We start from the raw sequence: 25462 nt of genomic DNA on the forward strand, positions 1-25462 counted from the left end.
GCAAGCGGGTCCTCTTTTTTTCGAAAAATTTTTAATTAAGGATGAAACCTCTTCCTTCGCACTGCGTAAACATTAATCAAGAACGCAAAAATTTTGGGGAGGAAACAAAACCATGTCGATTTTTAAAAGATTACGCGATTTAACGATGTCCAATATTAACGCAATGATTGATAAAGCGGAAGATCCGATCAAAATGACCGATCAATATATCCGGGATATGCAAGAAGATTTGGAGGACGCCGAAAAGGCGGTAGCCGCGCAAATCGCCATCGAGAAAAAATTCAAAGCGCTGTACGAAGAGCAGGAAGCGTTGGTCGCCAAGCGAACGCAGCAAGCCCACACGGCCGCACAAGCCCAGAATGTGGAATTGGCCCGCCGCGCGCTGGAGGAGAAGAAGGCCGCGGAAGCCAAAATGGCCGAATATAAAGCCAACTATGATCAGAACAAAGCAGCCGCCGACAACCTTCGCAAGAAACTGGAAGAGATGCGCAAGCAGTTGACCGAAATGAAAAACAAGCGCGAGACGCTTGTAGCGCGGTATAATGCGGCGAAAGCGCAGACGGAAATCAACAAAGCGATGACCGGTTTCGGCTCGGACACCGCGGCCCAAGGCCTGAAGCGGATGGAAGAGAAGATGATGCAGATGGAAGCCCGCGCGGAAGCCAGCAATGAAATGGCCGCCAAGGGCGCCGATCTGGACGAGGAGTTCGAGAAGCTCGGCAAAGACAAAGAAGTGGAAGACGAACTGGCCGCTCTGATGAAGCAGTACGAGAATAAAGAATAGGATTTGCGAAACGAACGGTAAAGCGAGGCAGCGAAGCTCATGAGTGTTTGGAAAAGAATCGGAAACCTGTTCGCGAAACCCCAGCCGCCTCAGCCGGAGAAGAGCATGCTCACCCTGGCGCCCGGAGACATGTGCGAAGTGTCGCTTGTGACCTACGAGGTAACGGGGCGGGTTCATAATCGCGGCCGTAACGCCGTGGTGCTGACCCTGCAGGATGGGGTCCACATCAGCTATCTGCTCGTCGAAGAGCGGGAAAATCTCCGATATCAGCTCTACCGGCCGATTGACGGCCGGTTGGATACGCCGGATGAGGTTCCGGCGGAAATGGAGCTGGACGGCAGAACGTACTACCTGGAGGAGCAATATATCGGGACGGTGACGGTCGCCGGACGAACGCCGTTTATGCAGGGCGGGGAGCAGCATGTTTGGCAGTTTCAATCGGATGATTTCGCGTTATTGCGGATTGAATGGCAGAACGGCCGCTTTATGCTATATGAAGGCGAGAAAGTCATTCCGGCGGACGTGAAGGTCATCCGGGCGAGTTAGATGTTAATATGAAGGGCTGTCCGTGGCTGGGAAGGCTGGAGGACAGCCTTTTCTGCGTCGAAGCGGCAAGAGGAAATTTGCATCGCGGGGCCGGAAAGTTTTATGGTTATTACATAAACTGGAGAGAATAAAAGGGACAACATCCTAGGGGGGCGAGATGATGAAGAAAACATCCGGAGCCTGGCGTACAGCCGTTCTGGTTTCGGCCTCGATACTGGGGACGCTATTGCTGTTGTCCGGGTTCGTTTATGCGGTCAGGGATGTCCTGTATCCCGCCTCATCCCTTGCGGGTTTGCCGTCGGCACCTGACGCGGCGGAACGGGCAGGGAGAGAAACGGTTTCGCTGGATGTCACGGCGCTTGGCGATTCCCTTGCCAAGGGGACGGGAGATGATACCGGCAGCGGTTTTGCGCGCAGGGTCGTCGACTTGCTGACTAAGCAGGGGGCAAAATCCAAGCTGGTCAACAATCTGGGCATTAACGGGCTGACGACGAAGGAGCTTCTCCCTATGCTGGAGGAGCCTGGCGTACAATACGCATTAAAACAGGCAGGCGTGATTTTACTATCCATTGGAGCTAACGATCTATTCGACGATGGACAGCAACTGGAGACGCGAACGGAGATTCCGACGGAGAAGGAATTGGAAAAAGCGATCGAGGGTGCTTCGACCAATCTGGTGAAGATCGTGAAAAGGCTCCACGAGATCAATCCCGAGGCGCAACTGGTGTATATCGGGTTGTACAACCCGTTTTCCGATATGGAACAGTTGAAGGAGGCGGGAGACGACGCGGTGGCCCGCTGGAACGCCGTCGCTATGGAGGCGATGGCTTCCCTGAAGGGGGGCCGGGTCGCACCGACGGCCGACCTGTTTACGCTGCGTGCGCCGAGCTATCTGTCCGGCGATCATTTTCATCCGAACGGGACGGGATACCAGGCGATTGCCGAGCGGATCGTTCAGGGCATCGCGATACCTTAGAATTACAGGAGGGTGGGCAGCATGGGTGCAGAAACGGTTTTACAGGTAGAACATTTGAAGAAAAAAATCGGCGCGAAGTGGATCGTTAAGGACGTGAGCTTCGAGGTTCGGGCGGGGGAAATCTTCGGCTTCCTGGGTCCGAACGGCGCGGGGAAGACGACCACCATCCGTATGCTGGTCGACCTGATCCGTCCCACGGAAGGGAGCGTGCGGGTTTGCGGTTTTGATGTGAACCGTGAGCCGGAACGCGCCCTCGCGTTTGTCGGTTCCATCGTAGAGAATCCCGAGGTTTATTCCTACCTGACCGGATTCGAAAATCTGGAGCAATTCGCCCGCATGATGCCGGGGGTGGACCGGAAACGGATCGTGGAAGTCAGCGAAATGGTCGGACTGCAGGAGCGGATCCATGACAAGGTGAAAACCTACTCGCTGGGCATGCGTCAGCGGCTCGGCATCGCGCAGGCCCTGCTCGGACGGCCGAAGCTGCTGATTCTGGACGAGCCGACAAACGGTCTCGACCCCAAGGGAATCAAAGAGCTACGGCAATTTATTCGCGGCTTGGCGGAAGAGGGGTTGGGCGTATTAGTCTCAAGCCACTTGCTTAGCGAGATTCAACTGCTGTGCGACCGCGTGGCCATTATCAGCCGGGGAAGCGTACTTGCGGTCGGCAAGGTGAGCGAATTGATCCGTGAAAGCGCCGGCTATGTCATATGGGAGCTTTCGCCGAAAGCGGAGGGCCGGGCACTGCTTGAGGCCTCGGGGATCCAGGTGATCGAAAGGGCGGAAGAGGTGCTCGACGATGCCGTCCTGGCGGGAATGTCCGCCAACTCGGTAGTGGCTCAAATGCCGGGCGAGGACGTTCCGGAGCTGCTCTCGAGTCTCGTTGCCGCCGGCGTGAAAGTGAGCGCGGTGCACAAAATCAATCCGACGCTGGAACAACTGTTCCTGGAAATGACGGGCGGTGAGACGATTGAATAAATCCCTCATGATTTCATTGATCCAGAACGAAATGATCAAAATGATTCAGAAAAAACGATTTTACGTCGTTCTGTTGGTTTTGCTTGTTCTTGTGCCGATCTTCGCTTACGCGCAAATGAAGCAGGCGGAGGACAAAATCGAGAAATACGGCAGCGATTGGCGCCGGGAAGTACAGCAGGCGATCACCGACAATCAGAACTCGCTCGGAAGCGACCGGGTACCCGAGGAATGGAAAAAATATCGGCAAATTTATATCCAGCAATTAAAGTACTATCTGGAGCATGATGTGAATCCGGCACAGCCCGGCGGGGTCTCTTTTACCCGGGAATTCCTCGACAACGCTTCATCCTTGTTTATCCCGCTGCTGATCATGGGCATTGGCTCGGACATCGTCTCCTCGGAACGGACGTCCGGCACGATCAAAGTGCTGCTGACCCGTCCGGTCCGCCGCTGGAAAATTCTGCTGAGCAAACTGATCACGCTGATGATGTTCGTATCGCTGATCGTTTTATCCACTTTTGTCATATGCTATTTGATATCGGGCCTCTTTTTCGGATACCGGGGATTTGACGCACCTGTGTTTACGGGGTTCCAACTTTCCGGGTCCGATGTGGACGTATCGGCGGTGCATGCGGTCCCGCAGTGGAAGTATTTGTTCATGCAGGCCGGGTTGGTGTGGTTTGTCGGCGTGACCGTAGCGGTGTTGGCTTTCATGGTTTCGGTTTTGGTCCGCAGTACGGCGGCCAGTATCGTCATTATGATGGCGTCGCTGATCGCGGGCAGCATTTTGAGCAATATGGCTTCGTCGTGGGCGAGCGCCAAGTATTTGTTTATGGTCAACCTGGGGTTAACCAATTATTTGGCGGGCACGCCGGCGCCCATCGAGGGAATGACGCTCGGTTTTTCCTTGGCCGTGCTGGGGCTTTGGGCCGCCGCTTCATTGGTCGTTTCATTCCTTGTCTTTACGAAACAGGATATATTGCATTAAAATGGACAAGGATAACAAAACATCTGTTTGCATTGTAGACGTAAGTGCTTGTTCTAAAGAGAGAAACTTCCCAAGAGTAAACCTTTCGGAACAACCTCTTTACAGGGACTACATAAAGAAGATAAAAGGGGGAGCATGAATGGCCGAACAAATCGATTTGTTCGAAGACGCCTCCGGGGTCAAGCCGGGCCAGGCGGCTTCGGGATACGAAGCGGACGACATTCAGGTGCTCGAAGGGCTTGTCGCGGTACGTAAACGACCAGGCATGTATATCGGCAGTACGAGCTCGTCGGGACTTCATCATCTGGTATGGGAAATTGTGGATAATGCGGTCGACGAGCATTTGGCCAAATTTTGCACCAAAATCGAGATTACACTGAATAAAGACGGATCTGTCACGGTATTCGATAACGGCCGCGGCATTCCGACCGGTATGCACAAAACCGGTATTCCGACGCCGCAGGTCGTCTATACGATTCTCCACGCCGGCGGGAAATTCGGCGGCGCCGGTTACAAGAAGTCGGGCGGCTTGCACGGCGTGGGCGCTTCCGTAACCAATGCCTTGTCCGAGTGGCTGGAAGTCGAAATTTACCGGGAGGGCAAAATTCACCGGATGCGGTTCGAGTACTGGGTGGACGACCAGGGTGTCGAGCATGTCGGTGAACCGGTCACGGGCCTCGAAGTGCTTGGAAACACGAACCGGACCGGGACAAAGGTGACGTTTAAGCCGGACATTCGCGTCTTTGTCAATGGAATCGGGCTCAATTACGATACGCTCGCGGAACGTTTACAGGAGATCGCTTTTCTGAATTCGGGCCTCAAAGTGACCTTGAAGGATGAGCGGTCGGATCGTTTCGACGAGTTTTTTTACGAGGGCGGCGCCAGCCAGTTCGTGCAATTCCTGAATGAAGGCAAAGACGTGCTGCATGACGTGGTCCATTTCTACGCGGAGCGCGACGATATCGAGGTGGAGGTGGCCCTGCAGTATAACGCGGGGTACACGGAAACGCTCGCTTCCTTTGTGAACTCGATTCCGACCCGGGGCGGCGGAACGCATGAAACGGGCTTCAAGACGGCCTACACGCGCGTCATGAACGATTATGCCCGCAAGAACGGCATGTTGAAGGAGAAGGACAAGAACCTCGAAGGCAACGATCTGCGCGAAGGTATGATGGCCGTCATCAGCGTTAAAATGTCGGAGGTCGAGTTTGTGGGCCAGACGAAGGATCAGCTCGGCAGCGCTTCCGCGCGGAGCGCGGTCGACGCGGTCGTATCCGAGAAGATGGCGCTGTTCCTGGAAGAGAATCCGCAGGTCGCGCAGACGCTGATCAAAAAGGCGGTTCAGGCCTCCAAAGCGCGGGAAGCGGCGCGCAAAGCCCGGGACGAGATGCGTTCGGGCAAGAAGCGGAGCGAAAGCTCCAATCTGGGCGGGAAGCTGACGCCGGCGCAATCAAAGGATTTCTCGCGCAACGAATTGTTCATCGTGGAAGGCGATTCCGCCGGCGGTTCCGCCAAGCAGGGCCGGGACTCCAAAATTCAGGCGATTCTGCCGCTGAAAGGCAAGCCGATGAATCCGGAGAAGGCCCGGCTGGCCGATATTTTAAAGAACGACGAGTACCGGGCGATTATCTCGGCGATCGGCGCCGGAATCGGGCCGGAATTTGCGGTGGAAGACAGCAACTATTCCAAAATTATTATTATGACCGATGCCGATACGGACGGGGCGCATATCCAGGTGCTGCTGCTGACCTTCTTTTACCGTTACATGAAACCGTTGATCGACGCGGGCCGGGTTTATATCGCCCAGCCTCCGCTGTACAAGATCACAAGGCGTTCCGGCAAGCTGGAAACCGTCCGGTACGCGTGGAGCGAGGAACAGCTGCAGAATTATTTGAAGGAGTTCGGTAAAAATTTTGAACTTCAACGGTATAAAGGACTCGGGGAGATGAACCCCGAGCAGCTCTGGGAGACGACGATGAATCCCGAAACCCGCACCATGCTCCAGGTCCAGATCGAGGACGCCGCGAAGGCGGAACGGCGCGTCTCCACCCTGATGGGAGACAAAGTTGATCCGCGGAAGCGCTGGATTGTGGAGAATGTGGATTTCACGGATTACGAGGAATAGAAGGTGACATGAGTTGAGTTCATTGGAAAATTTTCTGCCGGCCTTCCTCGAGGAAGTCGTCGGCGACCGCTTTGGGCGGTATTCCAAATATATTATTCAAGACCGGGCGATTCCCGATGTACGCGACGGATTAAAGCCGGTGCAGCGCCGGATCCTGTACGCGATGTACGATTCGGGGAATACGCCGGATAAACCCTACCGCAAATCCGCCAAAACGGTCGGGGACGTCATGGGGAACTATCATCCGCACGGGGACTCTTCCATCTATGAAGGCATGGTGCGGATGGCCCAGCCGTGGAAAATGGGACATGTCCTGGTGGACGGTCATGGCAATTGGGGCTCACAGGACGACGATCCGGCCGCCGCTATGCGGTACACGGAGGCCCGCTTGTCGCCGATCGCCATGGAACTGCTCCGCGATATCGAGAAGCGGACCGTCCCGTTCAAGGATAACTTTGACAATACCGCGATGGAACCGGTCGTCCTGCCTTCACGTTTTCCCAACCTGTTGGTCAACGGGGTCAGTGGGATTTCCGCCGGTTTTGCCACGGAGATTCCGCCGCACAACTTGCGGGAAGTCATCGACGCCTGCATCGCTGTGATGGAGAAGCCCGATCTGCCGATGGAGCAAATCCGGACCTATGTGAAGGGGCCGGATTTTCCGACCGGCGGGATCATTATGGGCGAAGAGGGGATCCGTGAAGCTTATGAAACCGGGAGAGGCAGGATCTACATCCGCTCCAAGACCGAGATCGAAACCCTTCGCGGCGGCAAGCAGCAAATCGTAATCACGGAGATCCCGTATCAGGTCGTGAAATCGAGGCTGGTAACGGCGATGGAGAATATCCGGCTGGAGAAGAAAGTGGACGGGATTGCCGAGGTTCGTGACGAGAGCGGCCGGAACGGGCTCCGCATCGTCGTCGAGCTGAAGAAGGACGCCGATGCGCAGGGGATCCTCGCTTATTTGCTGAAGAAGACGGACCTGCAGGTCAATTACAACTTCAACATGGTCGCTATCGTCAACAAGGCGCCCCGCCAGTTGGGCTTAAAGCAAATGATCGACGCCTACATCGCGCACCAGCGGGAAGTCGTGACCTTCCGGACCCAATTTGAACTGGAAAAGCTGGAGGACCGGGCCCATGTCCTGGAAGGGTTGGTCAAGGCGCTGAACATTCTGGACGAGGTGATCGCCGCCATCAAAGCGTCGAAAAACCGCCAGGACGCCCAGAACAACCTGCAGTGGATGTTCGGATTCACCGAACGCCAGGCCGATTCGATTCTGACGCTGCAGCTGTACCGTTTAACGAACCTGGAGATCACGTCCCTGCAAAAAGAGCTGGAGGATATCCGGAAGAAAATCGCCACGCTGCGCGGTATTTTGGAGAGCGACAAAAAATTGATCGCCGTCATCCGCAAGGAACTGACCGAAATCCGCGACAAGTACGGCGTTGACCGGCGTTCCGAGATTCAGGGCGAGGTGGAGGAACTCAAGGTCAACCTGGAGGTGCTCGTCGCCCAGGAAGAGGTCCTCGTTACGCTCTCCCATGAAGGATATATCAAGCGGACAAGCATGCTGTCATTTACCCGTTCCGGCGGGGAAAGGGACAGTTCGGGAGTCAAGGAAGGCGACTATATCCGCCAAGTGTTTGACGTGGATACGCTGCAGAATCTGCTGATCTTTACGCAGCGCGGCCAATACTTCCTCCTGCCGGTGCACCAGATTCCGGAGTTCAAATGGAAGGAGAACGGAACGGCGATCGTTAATGTCATTCCGATGGCCAAAGAGGACAGAATCGTCAGCGTCATTCCCGTCAAGAGTTTTGACGCCCCCGGCGAGAGCCTGGTGTTCGTGACGAAGCGCGGCCAGGTCAAACGGACGGACCTGAAGGATTACGAAACGAAGCGGTCCGGTGCCGTGGCGGCCTGTAAAGTGGCGGACGGCGATGAGATCATCGGCGTCAAGCTGAGCCATAACCGGCAGGATATTCTGCTCGTGACGAAACAGGGGATGGCGATCCGTTTTGCCGAAAATGAAGTGAACGCGATGGGCCGCGTGTCGGCAGGCGTTAAGGGCATTCAGTTAAAGGACGAGGACGAAGTCGTTGCCGCCCTGTGGGTGGAAGGCGAAGAAGGAGAGATCCTGGTCGTCTCCGATCTCGGTTACGGCAAACGGACGCTGCTGCTCGATTACCCGGTACAGAGCCGGGGGGGCAAAGGCGTGCAGACGTTCGAATTCAAGGAAGGCAAGCGGGTCAAGCCGAACGGCACCCGGCTGGCCGGCGGATTTCACAGCAAGGAGCCGCTGGCGCTCCTCGCGGTGACGAAAGAGGGAACGCTGCATTCGTTCAGCTCCGAGGATGCGCCGCTGGCGGACCGGAAATCCATCGGAAAGCAGCTGGTACCCGTGGATAAGAAAGACGAATTGGTCGATCTGCTCGAAAAATAGAGATTGGAAGCTTCGCCCGGCGGCGGTGAAAATCGCCGGGCGGAGCTTTTTTTTACTTCATGTTGGTGAGCATACCGCCTAAGTTGAGTGTGTCGGCCTTTATAGGATAATTGAAAGGGAAAAGCACTTAATGATATTTGATCGACACGCCAATTTAAAATATCGATACGGAATGGAGATTTTGGTGCAAAGGATGTTATGTGGATACGGTCGGAAGGAACAAGAAAGTAATCGAGGAATATATCCGAAATCAATTGCAGGGAGATATCGTCGCGGAACAAATAACGATGGAGGAATACATTGATCCATTTACAGGAGAAGAAACCAAGGTGAATCGAAAGAAGAAGAAGTAAAAGAACCCCTTAAGGGGTAGCCGTAAAAGTAGTGCGGTTGGCGAGTCATTCAACGTCCTTTTAGGGCTGGCCAGTAACAAAGGCTTTCAGCCGCAGAGCAAACCACCCGTTCACACGGGTGGTTATGATTTGATGCATATGCGGCTGCAGAGACGATCTATATAGTTTGAACTATTAATTTGCATACTAGGTGTCCGGTCAGGCAACCTTTGAATTGGCATTCTTAAGTCTGGTCAGAATGCCTAAATCCGGATGATATTTTGATAAGTTGAAGCTATCAGAAATCGTTCAAATTAACTTAAGAGATCTGGATATTGACGAATTTTCCTTAGTTGTACGGGGGGAACAAAATGGAGTCGTTCAATTAAATATGGTTACAATGCGTAGAACTTAGATAAGGTAGATAGCAAAGAGCGGTAAAGGTCTGAATCCGGCAGGAAAAGCGGAATTTAAACCTCTGCTGCTCTTTTTTTAAATATCGTAAGATTGAACAAGCATTTTAGGAATTTATGGATATCATGGAAGAAGTGGATGAAATCACGTTGAAATGAAAGGATTTGACCTTTTTTGTGGTTTGACAATCTTTATTGGGTAGGTTTAACATGTAATTAATTAAATAATTTACCAAAATAGGGGTGTTGAGGCTGGGGTGTAATGATGTCTGAGACTGTTTTTGAATGCCAGGAGAAGGTGCGAAGACTTGCCGTTAAGATTGTGAAGCATTATCGCGGCAAAGGTCCGGAGAATGTAAAGGTTAGGATGGAGGATGACTCCTTAATCATTATAGAGATTCGTGGAATTCTCTCCAGTTTATCTGAAATTTTGCTCAAAGAAGGTGCGTTACATTTAGTTACAGAATACTGGAAGGTGCTGAAGCCTTATTTGGAGAGAGAGTTTATGGCAGAAATCGTAGAAACGCTTGGCAGCCCCTTTACATATACCTGGAAGATCGAAGACCGGAATCCAGGGGATAGGGCAATTATTATTCAATTGAATAAATCGGTTTGATTAGAGAGAATGGACTTTTGCTCCTTAGCTTTTTAATAAGCCAGTACATTGGGTATTTCTGATTATACCTTGTATTGGCTTATTTTTTTATTGCTATATTTGTGCAAAAAATCACAAGGAGAGGTGAGGAACTATGGAGAATAAAGTGCTGACTGTATGTCCGTATTGTGGAAGTGGTTGTCAGATGAATTTAATTGTTGAAGAGGGGAAAATCGTAGGCGCTGAACCAGCGGATGGAAGAACGAACGAAGGGAATCTGTGCCTTAAGGGTCATTATGGATGGGATTTTCTGAATGATCCGCAGATTCTTACCGCCCGTATCCGCAAGCCGATGATTCGTAAAGCAGGGTCACTGGTAGAGGTATCTTGGGACGAAGCTATTCAGTATACGGCCGAGAAACTAACAGCAATCAAGGAAAAGTACGGACCGGATGCAATCATGGGAACCGGTTCAGCCCGTGGCCCGGGAAATGAAGCCAATTATGTCATGCAAAAATTTATGCGTGCTGTTATCGGAACCAATAATGTTGACCATTGTGCAAGGGTATGTCACGGGCCGTCCGTAGCAGGGCTTACCTATTCGCTTGGGGATGGCGCAATGTCCAATTCGATTCCTGAAATTGAGGACACGGATCTGTTGTTTATTTTTGGATACAATGCAGCGGTTACCCATCCCATTGTGGCGAGAAGAATTGTGAATGCGAAGCAGAAGGGCGCAACGATCATCGTAACCGATCCCCGCAAGACGGAATCGGCCCGCATTGCAGATACTTGGCTGCCCCTTAAAGGCGGCACGAACATGGCGCTTGTCAATGCCTTTGGTCATGTGTTAATTGCTGAGGAGTTATACGACAAGCAGTATGTTGAGAAATATGTGGAAGGTTTTGCGGAATATAAAGCCACTGTACAGAAATATACACCTGAATATGCGGAGAGCATTACAGGAGTGCAGGCGGCCGAAATCCGCAAAGTAATGCGGCAATATGCGAGTGCCAACAAGGCGATGATCCTGTACGGTATGGGGGTATGTCAATTTGCCCAAGCCGTGGACGTTGTAAAGGGTCTGGCTTCCCTGGCGCTTCTGACCGGTAACTTAGGCAGACCTGGCGTCGGGATTGGTCCGGTCCGCGGCCAAAATAATGTACAGGGTTCCTGCGATATGGGGGCGTTGCCAAATGTCTATCCGGGATACCAGTCTGTTACGGATGACAAGATCCGTAAAAAATTTGAAAAGGCCTGGGGAGTGGCTTTACCTCGCAAAGTCGGGTATCGGATTACCGAGATTCCTCATCTCGTTCTAAAGGAAGACAAGGTGAAAGCCTATTATATTTTTGGTGAAGATCCGGTGCAGAGTGATCCGAATGCATCAGAAGTGAGAGAGACACTGGATAAATTAGAATTTGTAATTGTCCAGGACATCTTCATGAACAAGACGGCCCTCCATGCCGATGTGATTTTTCCGGCTACCTCCTGGGGTGAGCATGACGGGGTCTACTCTTCAGCCGACCGTGGATTCCAGCGGATTAGAAAGGCGATCGAGCCGCCCGGTGAAGCAAAGCCCGATTGGCAAATTATCAGCGAGCTTGCCACGGCGATGGGCTATCCGATGTCCTACCGGAACACGGAAGAAATATGGGATGAAATGAGGGGGCTCACCCCGTCGTTTGCCGGAGCCAGTTATCGGAAGATGGAAGAACAGGGCAGTGTTCAGTGGCCTTGTCCGTCAGAAGATCATCCGGGCACACCGTATTTATATGAAGGGAACCGGTTTACCACTTCCAGCGGCAAAGGACAGCTGTTTGCCTCTGAATGGAGGGCACCGCAAGAGCAGCCGGATCAGGAATATCCGTTGTCCTTGTCCACAGTGCGTGAGGTAGGGCATTATTCGGTTAGGACGATGACCGGCAACTGCCGTGCCCTCAGTCAACTTTCGGATGAGCCTGGTTTCATCCAGATGAGTCAGGCGGACGCATCTAGCTTAGGGATTGAAGACGGCCAGCTTGTACATGTTGTATCCCGCCGAGGCAGAGTGTTAGCCCGGGCACAGATCAGCAACCGTGTCAAAACCGGAGCCACCTATATGACCTACCATTTCTGGATTGGGGCCTGCAATGAGCTGACGGGTGATTATCTGGATCCGGTCTCCAAAACTCCGGAATACAAGTATTGTGCGATCCGCATCGAGAAAATTGCAGATCAACTGCGCGCGGAACAACAGGTTCAGCAGGAATATGAGGCGCTCAGAGCGCAGATGCATGTGGAGGCGAGACCGGTATGAATAATGTACTGCCGAGTCCGTTTGTCATTGCCGAAGCGGGCAAATGCATAGGCTGCAAGGCGTGTGAACTGGCATGTTTCGCAGTTCATAACGATCACAATGGGGTTGTGGCGGCTGTGGGTACTGTTACGGTACCGGTTATTCCCCGCCTGCATGTCGTTCGAACAGAGAGCTTCACACTGCCGGTACAATGCCGCCAGTGCGAGAATGCGCCTTGTGCGGAAGCCTGTCCGGTTCAGGCGATCCGGCGGGAAGAGGGGACAATGGTTATTCATGAAGAGAGCTGCATAGGCTGCAAAGGCTGTGCCATGGCCTGTCCGTTTGGTGCCGTCAGTCTGTATAAAGCGTACAGCAACGGCAAGGTAGTCCCTCAGATTCAACTGAAGGAACGGCAGCATAACGCGATGGTACGTAGCGCCAAAGTGATCGCCTATAAATGTGATTTATGCCGGACCAGGGACCATAAGGACGGAGCTATGGGAAACGTTCCGGCTTGTGTAGAGGTCTGTCCGGTAGAGGCTCTGTCATTGGTTCATCCGGATACCAGTGTATCCAGGTCACGAACAGCAGCAGCTATGCGACTGTAACACCACTTCAATTCAGAAAAGAAGGTTGCACTATGTCGTATAAGGATCCAATCATTCATATTGACGAACAATTATGTACCGGCTGCAGACGTTGCGCGGCAGTATGTCCTGTGGGTGCCATTATCGGCGAACCAGGCCACCCGCAGACTATTGATGCTCATCGCTGCGTCGTTTGTGGACAGTGTGTGCAGATTTGTACCGCTTATGCTGCGGACAACGAGTCGACGACAGCCTCACGTGCGGTAAAGTTACAGGAAAGAGGGCAGCTCCCTAACGTGCGTGAGCCTTTGTTTGCTGCTTATTCGTCAGGGGATATCCAAAAGGTAAAAGCTGTTCTGGCTGATCCGAAACGGTTCAAGGTGGTGCAGTGCGCTCCTGCGATCCGAGTATCTTTGGCGGAGGAGTTTGGGCTGCCCTTCGGCACTTTAACCCCGGGGAAAATGGCGGCGGCGCTGAGACGGCTTAGGTTTGACCGGATTTATGATACAAATTTTGCTGCGGACGTGACGATTATGGAAGAGGGCTCAGAGCTGATTGGCAGAGTGATGTCAGGAGAGCGGCTGCCCATGTTCACCTCCTGTTGCCCGGCTTGGGTGAAGTATGCGGAGACGGCAGCACCGGAGCTGCTGGAGCATTTGTCCAGTTGCAAGTCCCCGATGCAAATGGCTGGAGCCTTGTTCAAGACCTACGGAGCGCAGCTGGATGGAATTGCACCTTCGGATATTTTCAGCGTCGCGGTTATGCCCTGTACCTGTAAAAAATTTGAATGCAGCAGAGAAGAAATGAGTGTGGATGGTTACCGTGAAGTGGATCTTGTGATTACTACAAGGGAACTGGCCAGCTTAATCAAGGATCAAGGCATCGATTTCATTCATCTTCCCGACGAGCCGTTTGATTCACCGCTGGGCAAATACTCAGGAGCAGGCTCAATCTTCGGTGCCACAGGCGGTGTGATGGAAGCGGCGATACGAACGGGGTATGAACTGATCACCCATGAGCAGATTCCCAATCTGCAATTGGATTTTGTCAGGGGAGAGGAAGGCATACGGACGGCAGAAGTTCAGATTGGCGAATTGGAGCTCAAAGTGGCAGTAGTTGCAGGACTGAAATATGTGGATGCTGTTTTGGCAAAAGTTGCAGAGGGCACCTGCCCGTATCATTTCATTGAAGTGATGGCTTGTCCCGAAGGCTGTGTCAGCGGCGGAGGACAGCCCAAGCTCCTGTTGGAAACGCAACGGAAAATGGCTTATCAGGCCAGAAAGAGCGCCCTTTACCGCCACGACTCTCATCAGAAGGTCCGCAAATCTCATGAGAATCCAGATATTATCAAATTGTATAAGGACTTCTTAGGTGAACCGTTAGGCCATACGTCACATCATTTGCTGCATACCAAATTTGTTGACAGAAGTGTTAAGGAGGAGATGTCATGAACCGGTTTGTCATTGCCGATCCCGATAAATGTATAGGTTGCCATACTTGTGAAGTGGCCTGCGTAGTTGCCCATGCCGGGAATAATATGTTTCTTCAAGAAGAGAGCGGGGCCGACTTCTATCCCCGGTTGACAGTCGTCGAAACCGACGAAGTTACCGCACCGGTGCAGTGCAGACATTGCGAGGATGCTCCTTGTGCCAATGTGTGCCCGAATGGCTCCATTACGAGCAAAGACAACAGCATTTTCATCAATCAGGATAGCTGTATTGGTTGCAAGACCTGTATGCTGGTATGTCCTTATGGGGCGATTACAATGGTTCCGGCACATAAAGGTGGCCAAAAGCAACTTCAATCCGGGCTTCGTTCCAATACAGCGGGTGCATGGAGGAGCAAGGAGAGAATTGTGGCGAACAAATGTGATTTGTGTGAAGGCAGCGGAAAGGGCCCGGAATGCGTGCGGGTATGTCCCACCAATGCGCTCCAATTCATCGTACCAAGCCAGATTGAGGATTCCATTTCCCGGAAAAGACTGGCCAGTGCGCAGTCACTACTGCAGTTCGGCGGTTTTTCGCATCTCTAATTCAGTCACTATAACGCAGAAAGCAAGGTGGAGCGTTTGTCCGATATCTTGGTCGATCACTTTGGTCGTTTACATAATTATGTACGTATCTCCGTTACTGAGCGCTGCAACTTGGGCTGTCAGTATTGCAATCCGGGCAGAGTACAAAAGGCTGTGGAGGGTAACCCGCTTACCTTTGACGAGATTGAACGGATCGTAAGGGTACTCGCTGAGATGGGGGTAACCAAGGTGCGTCTTACCGGAGGAGAACCGTTGATACGTCCGAACCTGGAAGAACTGGTTGCCAGGTTAAGGGCCATCTCCGGGATCGAACGTGTCGGTCTCACCACGAATGGACTGCTGCTCGCCCCCAAAGTGCAGAAGCTGCGTGATGCCGGGCTTACAGATCTCAACGTCAGCCTGGATTCTCTAATTCCAGAACGCTATTCCAGAATCACTGGGGGCGGCGATGTCAGCAAGGTGCTGCATGCTTTAGCAGCTGGTTTTAAGGCTGGCTTCGAGATACTGAAGCTGAATATGGTCTTGATGAAAGGTGTAAACGATGATGAAATTGAATCCTTTCTGCAGCTGACTCAGAAATATCCGCTGCACGTCCGCTTTATTGAATATATGCCCATGGGTCATGATATCAACGGATGGGAAGCGGGATATATGCCTTTGGATGGAATACTGGAGCGCTGTGCCAAGGCTGGTTTTAGTCTTGAAGCAGATCCAGACTCAGGTAGGAGAACTGATGAGCCGACTGAAAAAGCAGCAGATTCCGGCCCGGCCCTTTATTTTCGCATCCAAGGTGCGGCAGGGAAATTTGGCTTGATTCATCCGGTCAGCCAGCATTTCTGTAATTCATGTAACCGGCTGCGTATTACAGCAAACGGTCACGTTAAGCCGTGCCTCTTCTGGAACGAAGAGCTGTATATCCGGCCTTACATCGCTCAATCAGAGCTGCTGAAGCAATTGTTTCTGCGCTCCTTGGAAGCCAAACCTGGCCAGCATCTTATGATGGACCAACCGGGTACCAAGCCACCCTTGAAGGCCACAATGCGCCTGATGTCGCAAATTGGGGGGTGAAAAGCAATTGAACGGGGAGCAAATGTTTCGGGTGGAATCGGATGCTTTGGGGAGTGAAGCGGTTCCCAGTGAGGCTTATTATGGAATTCACACGCTAAGGGCACGGGATAACTTTGCGGTCAGCGGCCGGCCGGTGAATCCGCGGATCACGCGGGCCATAATAATGGTGAAGAAAGCGGCAGCCAAAGTAAATGGCAGGCAAGGGTTTATTTCCAGGCAGGTGGCTGCGGGTATTCAATCCGCTTGCGATGAACTTCTGCAAGGCCAGATGGATCAACACTTTATTGTGGATGCGTATCAAGGCGGGGCGGGAACGAGTACGAACATGAACGTTAACGAGGTGATAGCCAATCTGGCCATCGAGAAACTTGGTGGACATAAGGGGGATTACCGGCTGGTCCATCCGATAGATCATGTGAATCTCTATCAATCTACCAATGACGTGTATCCCACTGCCATGCGAATTGCGATGATTCCGCTGCTTCGCTCGCTTAGTGAAGAGTTTGCCTCTCTTCAGGAGGCATTGCAGGAGAAGGAGCGGGAATACGCCGATGTGTTAAGGTTAGGACGGACGGAACTCATGGACGCACTGCCCATCATGGCCGGACAAAGCTTTGGTGCTTATGCCAAAGCGGTTGCACGGGACAGGTGGAGGCTGTACAAGGCGGAGGAACGGCTCCGGGAGATTAACCTTGGAGGAACGGCAGTGGGCACAGGAATGAATGCCCCCCTTGCTTATATTTATGCCATTGCAGAAGAGCTGCGGGAACTATCCGGAATGGGGCTGTGCCGCAGCGATTTTCCGATGGATGGCACACAGAATATGGATGCATTTGTGGAAGTTTCAGGTTTGCTCAAAGCTGCTGCGGTGAACTTGCTGAAGATATCCGGCGATTTCCGGCTGCTTAATTCAGGGCCCTCCGGCGGAATTGCAGAATACATCCTGCCGCCCATGCAGGTGGGTTCTTCGATCCTGCCCGGTAAAATGAACCCGGTCATCGCAGAGATGGCCGGGTCAGTCGCTATGAAGGTGATCTCCAATGATACAGCAGTCACTTTGGCGGCGGCCAGCGGACAGCTGGAGCTGAATGCCTTTGCTCCTTTAATCGCAGAATCTCTGCTTGAATCTCTTGAAATTCTTACTGAGGCTGTACGGCTCTTTCATGAGCGATGCGTGCGTGGGTTGAAAGTCGATACTGCGCATTGTCTCGAGCATTTGGAACGCTCCGGCGTCATGGCTGCCGCAGCGGTGACGTATCTGGGTTATGACGCCGCAACTGAACTGGCTAAGTCTGCGGCGGCCTCGGACCGGCCGTTAAAGGAGATTTTGCTGGAACAAGGACTGCTGACGAAAAAGCAGATCGATGCCATTCTGCACCCGCTGCAGGTTACCAAACCAGGCATCCCTGGAAGATCGAGTGATTTATAAAGGTTCTAGGATAACGAAGGAGCGCATGTTATGAGCTTAAATGATACCCCGCGTGGAGAACGAATGCACATTGCAGTCTTTGGAAGGCGTAATGCCGGCAAATCCAGTGTGATTAACGCTTTAGCCGGTCAGGAGACGTCTATTGTTTCTCCGGTAAGCGGGACAACGACAGATCCGGTTTATCAACCGATGGAGCTGTTGCCGGTGGGGCCGGTAGTGCTTATTGATACCGCCGGATTGGATGATAGCGGAAGTTTGGGCGAACAGCGGATTCGCAAAACAAATCAGATCCTGACCAAAACCGATCTGGCGTTGCTGGTGATAGACGCTGTCCACGGAGTAGACGAATTGGAGCACAAGCTTTTACGGGACCTGTCAGTCAGGAAGATTCCGGTCATCCTACTATTGAACAAAATAGACTTGCTCGAGGAACATGGTAACGGTGAGGAACACAATGTAGTGGCGGCAAAAGCAAGGGTAGAAGAGCAGCTTCATTTGAAGCCAATGTTATTCAGTGCGCTCAGGAAGACTGGGATTACGGATCTTAAAGCCGCAATCATCAGGGAGCTGCCGAGGGACGAAGAACGGTTCCGGCTAGTAGGAGATCTGCTGAATCCCGGAGACTTGGCTGTTCTGGTAGTGCCGATCGATAAGGCAGCACCTAAAGGAAGACTGATTCTGCCCCAGCAGCAGACCATTCGTGACATCATGGAATGTGATGCAGTTGCTGTTGTCACCAAGGAACAGGAGCTTGGACACACGCTCAAGATGCTGGGGCGCAAGCCCAATGTGGTCATTACAGATTCACAGGCATTTCTTAAGGTTCAGGCAGATACCCCAAAGGATGTCCCGCTCACGTCCTTTTCCATATTGTTTGCTAGATATAAGGGGGATCTTCCTCAGCTTGTACGCGGGGTTCGCGCTATTGGTCGTCTGCAGGACGGAGACCGGGTGCTCATTGCGGAAGCCTGCACGCATCACCGGCAATCCGATGATATTGCTTCCGTGAAGATTCCCCGCTGGCTGCGGGAACTGACAGGCAGGCAGCTTCAAATTGAACATGCCGCAGGCAGCGATTTCCCTGCAGGACTCGGTGGTTATTCACTGATCATTCACTGCGGAGCATGTATGTTGAACCGCAGGGCGATGCTGGGAAGGCTTGAAGAGGCGGAACATGCGGGTGTTCCAATTGTGAATTATGGTGTATTTATTGCCTACGTGCAGGGGGTGTTCCCAAGAGCCATCGAAATGTTTCCGTCTGCAATGCTGGCCTGGGAGGAGGGGGTATACCATTAATGCTTATATTAAAGCGGGGGTGTTCCAAAAGCCATCTGAATGGCTGCTGGAACACCCCCTTTTTGTGACAGCGTACATTGGGTGCAGCCTAAAACCGTAGATCTCGTTCGCCGTTACGGATACGCTGAAGTTGCTTTAGGGTCGCTTTTTTGACCGATTCCTTGGGGATGCGCCCCAGATTGTCATGAATCGTCTGCTCCCCAATGGCCCGCATCTCCTCATCGGCGTAATCCAGCAGGTATTCCTGAAACGTCATCAGGGAGTTCGGCTGACAGACATTATGGATTTGGCCGGATTTTGCCAGCTGCATGAAACGGTCTCCCGTGCGGCCTTCCCGGTAACAGGCGGTGCAGTAACTCGGCACATACCCGTCCCGGCAGAGACTTTTGATAATTTCCATAGGGGAGCGGTGATCGCCTACCATGAATTGCGGTTTGTCATCTTTATCTCTGTTCACACTGTATGCGCCAACACCCGTGGCGGAGCCTGCGCTGATCTGGGAAATGCCCAGTTTAATTATCTGATCACGAAATTCAGCGTCTTCGCGTGTAGAGAGTATCATTCCTGTATAGGGAACGGCTATTCGCAGAACGGCGACGATTTTGGCGAAATCCGAATCGCTGACCAAGTAAGGGTAATTGTCCAGATTCACATTCTCCGCTTCGCGCAGGCGGGGGACGGAAATCGTATGCGGTCCGCAGCCATAGGCCTGTTCCAGATGCTCGGCATGTTTTAACATGGCTATCGTTTCATATTTATAATCATAGAGTCCATACAGGACACCGATACCAACATCCTCGATACCCGCTTTCACGGCCCTATCCATGGCGGTCGTATGCCAATCATAATCACTTTTGGGTCCTTGCGGATGGTATTGCTTGTAACTAGGTCTATGATAAGTCTCCTGAAATAAAATATAAGTTCCAATTCCCGCCTCAGCCAGCTTGATATAGTCATCGATTGTTGTTGCAGCGATATTGACATTGATCCGACGGATACTGCCATTGTCCAGCTTCGTATCGTAAATGGTCTTTATGCAGTCGAGAATATAATCGATGGAACAATTGCGGGGATCCTCTCCCGCTTCCAGAACAAGCCGTTTGTGTCCCAGAGACTGCAAAACGGTAACTTCCTGGGCAATTTCATCTAAGGTTAAGCGGCTGCGTGTGAATTCTGAATTGGAATGTTTGTAACCGCAGTATACGCAATTATTGACACAATAGTTGCTGACATAGAGTGGTGCGAACAATACAATCCGGTTGCCGTAGATTCGTTCCTTGATGTCTCTGGATACCTGATAAATCTCATGGAGTGTTTCCTGATCTTCCACATTTAAAAGGACAGCTGCTTCTTGTGAGGTCAGCCCTTTGCATTGTCTGGCCTTCTCAAGAATTGCGGACACCTTGGCCCGATCCGATCCGGCAGTTTCTCCAAATCGCAGCGCTACTTTGATCTCTTCGTCCTGAATGAAATCCGCCGGACGACTTTCATTTACTCGGCTCACGAACATCCACTTCTTTCTGGTTCATTATTGGATTGACAAGCAGACTTAAACTCTTCCAACTCGATTGCAAGATGACAACAGGCTGATTCGGTGGCTTCCTTACAATGGAATGTGCTGTGCAGAAGTGCGGGATAGATAATTCAGACTATCTCCCCTGCCCATATCCACATGGAATCCGGCAGCTTCAATCCGCTGTTCCAGGCAAAATCTGCATTGGGCGGATTCGTCACCCAGACAGATTTTGTTATTGTAAAGCGTATATTGCGCTCGTACATTCAAAGGAGAGAGATTTGGCATGACCACATTGGCACCTGCTTGTAACGCCAGTTCCCGGCCGTTCGGATGAGCGGTTCCCATGGCTGTTGTGGCAGGGATTAGAGCATTCGGCACGAAGAGCCGGGCCAGAGCAATCATATCAAGTGTGTTTATAACGGTTCCGGCCGGCTCGTCCTTTAAGGGTGTGGCCTGATGCGGCAAAAAAGGGCCAATGCCGATCATATCCGGTTCAAGCGCCTTAAGATACAGCAGATCTTCAGCCAAATCCCCGGGAGTTTGTCCTGGTAAACCGACCATGAAGCCTGCACCCACCTGATAGCCGAGGGACTTGAGCGCCTTCAACCGATTCCGGCGGCTGTCAAAGGTCATGGTCGGGTGCAGGGCTTCGTACAGCTTGCGGGAGGCCGTCTCATGGCGCAGCAAGTAACGGTCAGCTCCGGCCGCGAGCAGTGCAGCGTAAGTCTCATCATCCCGTTCACCAATCGACAGTGTTACCGCGGTATCCGGGTAGAGTGTTTTGATGCGTGTAATGAGCCCGGCCAGCTTCTCAGTGGTATACCAGTCGTCTTCTCCGCTCTGCAGAACAAAGGTACGATAACCCAGCTCATACCCTTCCCGGCAGCATTCCAAGATTTGTTCAGGTTGGAGCCGATAGCGGCGGACTGTCTTATTGCCGGAGCGTATGCCGCAATACAGGCAGTTCTGTTTGCAAATATTGGAGAATTCGATCAGCCCACGCAAAAATACACGGTCGCCATAACGTTCCATTCTTTTCAGATGGGCGAGGTGATGCAGCCGCTTTTTTAGATTTTGGTCCGGATTCCTCAGCACAGCAATGATCTCTTGAGCTTCCAGTGATTCTTCTTCATATAATCGATCCAGCAGTTGTTCCGTTGACATCACTCCCTATCCTGGAGAGGATTAAACCAAATAACCAAAAAATAACATTACTTCCTAGGAAAAATTGTAACAAAAGTAAAAAAAGAGAACAGTGAGTTTTGTGGTTGAAATTGAGGTTCAAGGAGGAGGGAAAGCGGGACAGCCGGAGATCCGATCCGGACGGGTATACACATTACATGAATTCTGACGAATGAAACCAACGGTGGTGATTCCTAATTGTTCCGCCAGCTCAAGCGCTAGTCCGGTGGGGGCAGATTTGGACAAAATCATTTCACAGCCTATTTTGGCTACTTTCAATAAGATTTCCGAAGAAATCCGTCCGCTGAAAACAACAATTTTGTCATTGAGTTTCAAATGTTGCTTCAGGCAGTAGCCGTAAATTTTGTCCAGTGCATTATGACGACCAATGTCGCTGCGGGCCAGCAGCACCCCGCCGGCATCGCAAATTGCAGCAGAATGGACGCCACCGGTGCGATGGAACAGCTCTGATCCGGTTTGCACTTCCTCCATTAAGCGGAAACAATCGTCGAACGAAAGTGACACATGTACCCCGTCCGCAATTTTGGCCGTTCTGGCATCATTAATGTAGACGAAGCCATGCCGGCTAGACCCGCAGCAGGAAGTTACATATCGCTTGGCAAACAGCTGACGGTGCAATGGGCTTAAGTGGTCTATAGTTACGTGGACGAAACCTTCTTCTTCCTGACTCCAAATTGACTTGATATCCTGGAACCCTCTAATGATTCCTTCGGATGCCAAGTAACCGATTACCATGTCCTCGATATATTCAGGAGTGCATACCAAAGTGACGAATTCATCACCGTTTATTTTGATTGTGACCGGATGCTCCGTAACAATAAGATCTTCTTCCATCGTGATATGTCCACTGCGGTAACGTATAATTTCCCCATGCCGCTCGGATGCGAGTTTCAATGCAATCATCCTTTTTTGTTAGAAATTGAATATCTCAACATTTCCTTTAAATGATAAATAATACCATATAGAAAACACACCCTTACTACACCACTTTTCCTAAAAAGTGTCAATTTAATATCTCACATATAGCCTTTACGTTCTTCATGAATCAGAACTATTTTAGGAGTTGAACGCTATGGTATAACGGGTCAGAGGACTAGGCGAGTTATGTATTTGAAACGGATTGAAATAGCGGGCTTTTTTAGTGTTTATACATGTTGCTGCAAGCCCAATAGAATCAACAAAAATGGTTTCATAGTTTTATTTAACCCGACACATGGGGCAATTGATAGCCTTGGAAAGGAAAGGTTTTTTCACATTCTTCACCTGCAGCTCATTTGAATTAAAAGGAATTCTTCCCGTTAATTTGGTGCATATAGCGGATGGAGAGGCGAATTAGCTGGAAAACCTCCCGCTAATTCGCCCGAAATAGCGTATATCGGCAATAGGGCCGCGAAATAGATGGAGTTTTTCCAGCTAAATCCGATAGAAGGGCCAAGGGTGGTGAATTAACGGGAAGTTTTCCCGTTAATGATGTGGACTCCGTCGGTGGGGGATTAAAATTGCATTTGTGGACGTTTCCTTATCTGGCCGGAATCCGGCTTGAAGCCAAATGCTCGATAAAGGCCTGGAGGCTGGGGTCCATGAACGTATGTTTGCGGTAGACGAGACCGACTTTTTTTCGGGGGGCCGGCTCGGCTAAGGGAATGACGGATACCCCGGGGGAATCCAGCATTCCCGCATAAGACGCGGGGAGGACCGTTCCGCCGACATCCTGCTGAACCATCTGCATCTGGGACTCCATGGTCGACAGCTCCATGACCGGCTTCAGCGACAGACCTACCGCATGGCACGCGGTGTCGATCATTTGCCGCACAAAAAACTTTGGCTGGAACAGGACTAGCGGTATTTCGGCAAGCTGTTCCAGCTTCACCGCGGTGAAGTCCGAGAAGGGATGACTGCGGGAAACGACAAGAACAAGCTCCTCGTCATAGAGGGGCAGGTTGATCAACTGCTCATCTTCCAGCGGCAAAAAGACAACGCCCAGATCGAGCCGGTTGCCGAGCAAACCGTCACGGGTTTCTTCGGTCGCCAGTTCGACCACGTTCAACTCGATTCCCGGATATTGACGGTGAAACGAAATGAGCGCATCGGTCAGCAGATGGTTGCCGGAGCAGCCGATCCGGAGCCTGCCCCGCTGAAGGCCGGCGATCTGGCCGATTTCCAGCTTGGCCTGCTCCAGCTCATGCAGAATCCGTCTGGTATGTTCCAGCAATATCGTGCCGGGCTGCGTGAGGTGGATTTTTTTCCCGGAACGGTGAAATAACGGGGTCCCTACCTCTTGCTCCAGTAAACGGATTTGGTGGCTTAACGTCGGTTGGGTAATGCCGAGCCGGTCCGCGGCCTTCGTGAAATGAAGCTCTTCGGCCACCGCCAAAAAGTAATCCAATAGTCGATGCTCCATATGCAGTGTCTCCAATCCCGGTTGATCACCAATTTGATAGATAGTATCTATGATATGGAAAAATCTCCGTGTTGGCTAGGAAAATCGAAAAATGAAACGGGCAATCGATCCATAGAGAGAAACTATGATAATTATTGATATCATAATATTGATCAATGCTAAAACAAAGGGTATAGTTAGTGACAGAAGTTAACGGAACAGAGAGGGAGCGAATCGCAGTGGGCAAAATACAAATCGTACGGCGCGAGCAGCCGAAAACCAAACCGGACCCGGAGAAGCTGGGCTTCGGCCAATATTTTACCGATCATATGCTGGTGATGGATTATTCAGCGGAGACAGGGTGGCGGGAACCTGAAATCGTTCCTTACGGACCGATCTCCCTGGATCCGTCCGCCATGGTGCTTCATTACGGCCAGGAAGTATTTGAAGGCATGAAAGCTTATACGCTGGAAGACGGCCGGATCGCCCTGTTTCGTCCCGACATGAACATGAAGCGGATGAACCAGTCCTGCGAACGGCTCAGCATCCCTCCGTTCGATCCGGAGACGGTGCTGGAAGGGATCGTCGAGCTGGTCAGCCTGGACCGGGACTGGATTCCGGACGGCGACGATACTTCCTTGTACATTCGTCCCTTTATTATCGCGACGGAACCGTGCCTTGGCGTACGGGCGGCCAAGGAGTACAAGCTGATCGTAATTTTGTCCCCCGTGGGCTCCTACTACCCGGAAGGGATTCATCCGGTATCGATCTACGTGGAGGATCAATTCGTCCGGGCGGTTCGCGGGGGAACCGGAGCGGCCAAGACGTCGGGAAACTATGCCGCGGGGATCAAGGCCCAGGAAACGGCGAAAGAACAAGGCTTTTCCCAAGTGCTCTGGCTTGACGGCGTAGAGAAGAAATACATCGAGGAAGTCGGCAGCATGAACGTCTTCTTTAAAATCGGCGGCGAAGTCGTTACGCCTGCCTTGTCCGGCAGCATTTTGGCCGGAATCACGCGGGATTCCGTGATCACGATGCTGCGCTCCTGGGGGCTTACGGTTACGGAACGGAAGATATCCGTCGAGGAACTGTTTGAAGCCGCCCGGAAGGGCCTTTTGGAAGAAGCGTTCGGCACCGGTACGGCTGCGGTTATCTCTCCGATCGGAACGATGAAATGGGAGCAGGAGCAGATCACCATCGCCGGCGGCAACACGGGAGAGTACGCCAAGAAACTTTACGATACGATAACGGGGATCCAAAAGGGACTCCTGGAAGACCGTTTTGGCTGGATGAAAGAAATTCAGGAATAACGGTAGACCGCTTTGTACCACATACCATGACCACCCGCCGCCCGGCTGCCCAGCCGGGCGGTTTTTTGCCTTCCGCTGAAGTTCCAATGGGAATCAGGAAGGAATTTCAAAGCGGTTGTCGAATATTCATGACGTGAATGAGACATGAGACGGATCTCGGCTTGAAGTTGACCTTACATA

20 protein-coding genes and 1 pseudogene are annotated in these 25462 nt (G+C 51.9%); 17 read left to right on the forward strand and 4 right to left on the reverse strand.

Translation table 11 applies throughout. From position 1 onward, the window contains the following. The first annotated feature begins 112 nt into the window (after positions 1-112). From LBW89_RS02090 to hydF, 16 genes and pseudogenes are all read left to right on the forward strand, one after another. Positions 113-784 (forward strand): PspA/IM30 family protein, encoded by a 672-nt coding sequence (locus tag LBW89_RS02090; protein WP_213504326.1) that lies wholly within the window; start codon positions 113-115, stop codon positions 782-784. A gap of 39 nt (positions 785-823) precedes the next feature. Next, positions 824-1330 (forward strand): DUF4178 domain-containing protein, encoded by a 507-nt coding sequence (locus tag LBW89_RS02095; protein ID WP_213504324.1) that lies wholly within the window; start codon positions 824-826, stop codon positions 1328-1330. A gap of 157 nt (positions 1331-1487) precedes the next feature. After that, on the forward strand, positions 1488-2306 hold the full coding sequence (locus LBW89_RS02100; RefSeq protein ID WP_225038331.1) for a GDSL-type esterase/lipase family protein: 819 nt from the start codon (positions 1488-1490) through the stop codon (positions 2304-2306). Positions 2307-2327: 21 nt separating this feature from the next. Beyond that, the gene (locus LBW89_RS02105; protein ID WP_148452051.1) at positions 2328-3284 is read left to right on the forward strand and encodes an ABC transporter ATP-binding protein; all 957 of its coding nucleotides are present in this window, start codon (positions 2328-2330) and stop codon (positions 3282-3284) included. A gap of 7 nt (positions 3285-3291) precedes the next feature. Continuing rightward, a complete protein-coding gene (locus LBW89_RS02110) occupies positions 3292-4272 on the forward strand; it encodes an ABC transporter permease (RefSeq protein ID WP_148452707.1) in 981 nt (326 codons plus the stop codon). A gap of 139 nt (positions 4273-4411) precedes the next feature. Then, positions 4412-6397 (forward strand): DNA topoisomerase IV subunit B, encoded by a 1986-nt coding sequence (parE, locus tag LBW89_RS02115; RefSeq protein WP_148452053.1) that lies wholly within the window; start codon positions 4412-4414, stop codon positions 6395-6397. A 13-nt stretch (positions 6398-6410) separates the two neighbouring features. Next, the gene (gyrA, locus tag LBW89_RS02120) at positions 6411-8843 is read left to right on the forward strand and encodes a DNA gyrase subunit A (RefSeq protein WP_225038332.1); all 2433 of its coding nucleotides are present in this window, start codon (positions 6411-6413) and stop codon (positions 8841-8843) included. A 59-nt stretch (positions 8844-8902) separates the two neighbouring features. Next, a pseudogene (locus LBW89_RS02125) lies at positions 8903-9196 on the forward strand (transposase); the annotation flags it as partial. Positions 9197-9850: 654 nt separating this feature from the next. Next, positions 9851-10204, forward strand: a complete 354-nt coding sequence (locus tag LBW89_RS02130; RefSeq protein ID WP_225038333.1) for a Na-translocating system protein MpsC family protein — start codon at positions 9851-9853, stop codon at positions 10202-10204. 133 nt (positions 10205-10337) lie between these two features. Further along, on the forward strand, positions 10338-12482 hold the full coding sequence (gene fdhF, locus LBW89_RS02135; protein ID WP_225038334.1) for a formate dehydrogenase subunit alpha: 2145 nt from the start codon (positions 10338-10340) through the stop codon (positions 12480-12482). Further along, positions 12479-13069, forward strand: coding sequence for a 4Fe-4S dicluster domain-containing protein (locus tag LBW89_RS02140; RefSeq protein ID WP_225038335.1), 591 nt, complete (start codon positions 12479-12481; stop codon positions 13067-13069). The genes fdhF and LBW89_RS02140 overlap by 4 nt, the downstream gene beginning before the upstream one ends. 32 nt (positions 13070-13101) lie before the next feature. Continuing rightward, positions 13102-14499: a [FeFe] hydrogenase, group A gene (locus LBW89_RS02145; protein ID WP_225038336.1), complete on the forward strand. Its 1398-nt coding sequence runs from the start codon at positions 13102-13104 to the stop codon at positions 14497-14499. After that, the gene (locus tag LBW89_RS02150) at positions 14496-15080 is read left to right on the forward strand and encodes a 4Fe-4S dicluster domain-containing protein (RefSeq protein WP_225038337.1); all 585 of its coding nucleotides are present in this window, start codon (positions 14496-14498) and stop codon (positions 15078-15080) included. The genes LBW89_RS02145 and LBW89_RS02150 overlap by 4 nt, the downstream gene beginning before the upstream one ends. A 27-nt stretch (positions 15081-15107) precedes the next feature. Then, the gene (gene moaA / locus LBW89_RS02155) at positions 15108-16148 is read left to right on the forward strand and encodes a GTP 3',8-cyclase MoaA (RefSeq protein WP_412066982.1); all 1041 of its coding nucleotides are present in this window, start codon (positions 15108-15110) and stop codon (positions 16146-16148) included. 22 nt (positions 16149-16170) lie between these two features. Further along, positions 16171-17577, forward strand: a complete 1407-nt coding sequence (locus LBW89_RS02160; protein ID WP_225038496.1) for an aspartate ammonia-lyase — start codon at positions 16171-16173, stop codon at positions 17575-17577. Between the two features lie 30 nt (positions 17578-17607). After that, positions 17608-18873, forward strand: a complete 1266-nt coding sequence (gene hydF, locus LBW89_RS02165) for a [FeFe] hydrogenase H-cluster maturation GTPase HydF (RefSeq protein WP_225038339.1) — start codon at positions 17608-17610, stop codon at positions 18871-18873. Between the two features lie 88 nt (positions 18874-18961). Here the strand turns inward: hydF and hydG are convergent, their stop codons facing one another. From hydG to LBW89_RS02185, 4 genes are all read right to left on the reverse strand, one after another. Then, on the reverse strand, positions 18962-20377 hold the full coding sequence (gene hydG / locus LBW89_RS02170; RefSeq protein WP_225038340.1) for a [FeFe] hydrogenase H-cluster radical SAM maturase HydG: 1416 nt from the start codon (positions 20375-20377) through the stop codon (positions 18962-18964). 99 nt (positions 20378-20476) lie between these two features. Next, on the reverse strand, positions 20477-21553 hold the full coding sequence (gene hydE / locus LBW89_RS02175) for a [FeFe] hydrogenase H-cluster radical SAM maturase HydE (RefSeq protein ID WP_225038341.1): 1077 nt from the start codon (positions 21551-21553) through the stop codon (positions 20477-20479). Between the two features lie 117 nt (positions 21554-21670). Then, on the reverse strand, positions 21671-22426 hold the full coding sequence (gene fdhD / locus LBW89_RS02180) for a formate dehydrogenase accessory sulfurtransferase FdhD (protein WP_225038497.1): 756 nt from the start codon (positions 22424-22426) through the stop codon (positions 21671-21673). Between the two features lie 685 nt (positions 22427-23111). Continuing rightward, on the reverse strand, positions 23112-23993 hold the full coding sequence (locus LBW89_RS02185; RefSeq protein ID WP_225038342.1) for a LysR family transcriptional regulator: 882 nt from the start codon (positions 23991-23993) through the stop codon (positions 23112-23114). Between the two features lie 218 nt (positions 23994-24211). On the opposite strand from LBW89_RS02185, the gene LBW89_RS02190 reads away from it, so the two are divergent. Next, entirely contained in the window at positions 24212-25282 is a 1071-nt protein-coding gene (locus LBW89_RS02190) for a branched-chain amino acid aminotransferase (RefSeq protein WP_148452080.1), read from the forward strand. Positions 25283-25462 lie beyond the last annotated feature (180 nt).

The organism is Paenibacillus sp. alder61 (genome assembly GCF_020179875.1).
Lineage (GTDB): Bacteria > Bacillota > Bacilli > Paenibacillales > Paenibacillaceae > Fontibacillus > Fontibacillus faecis.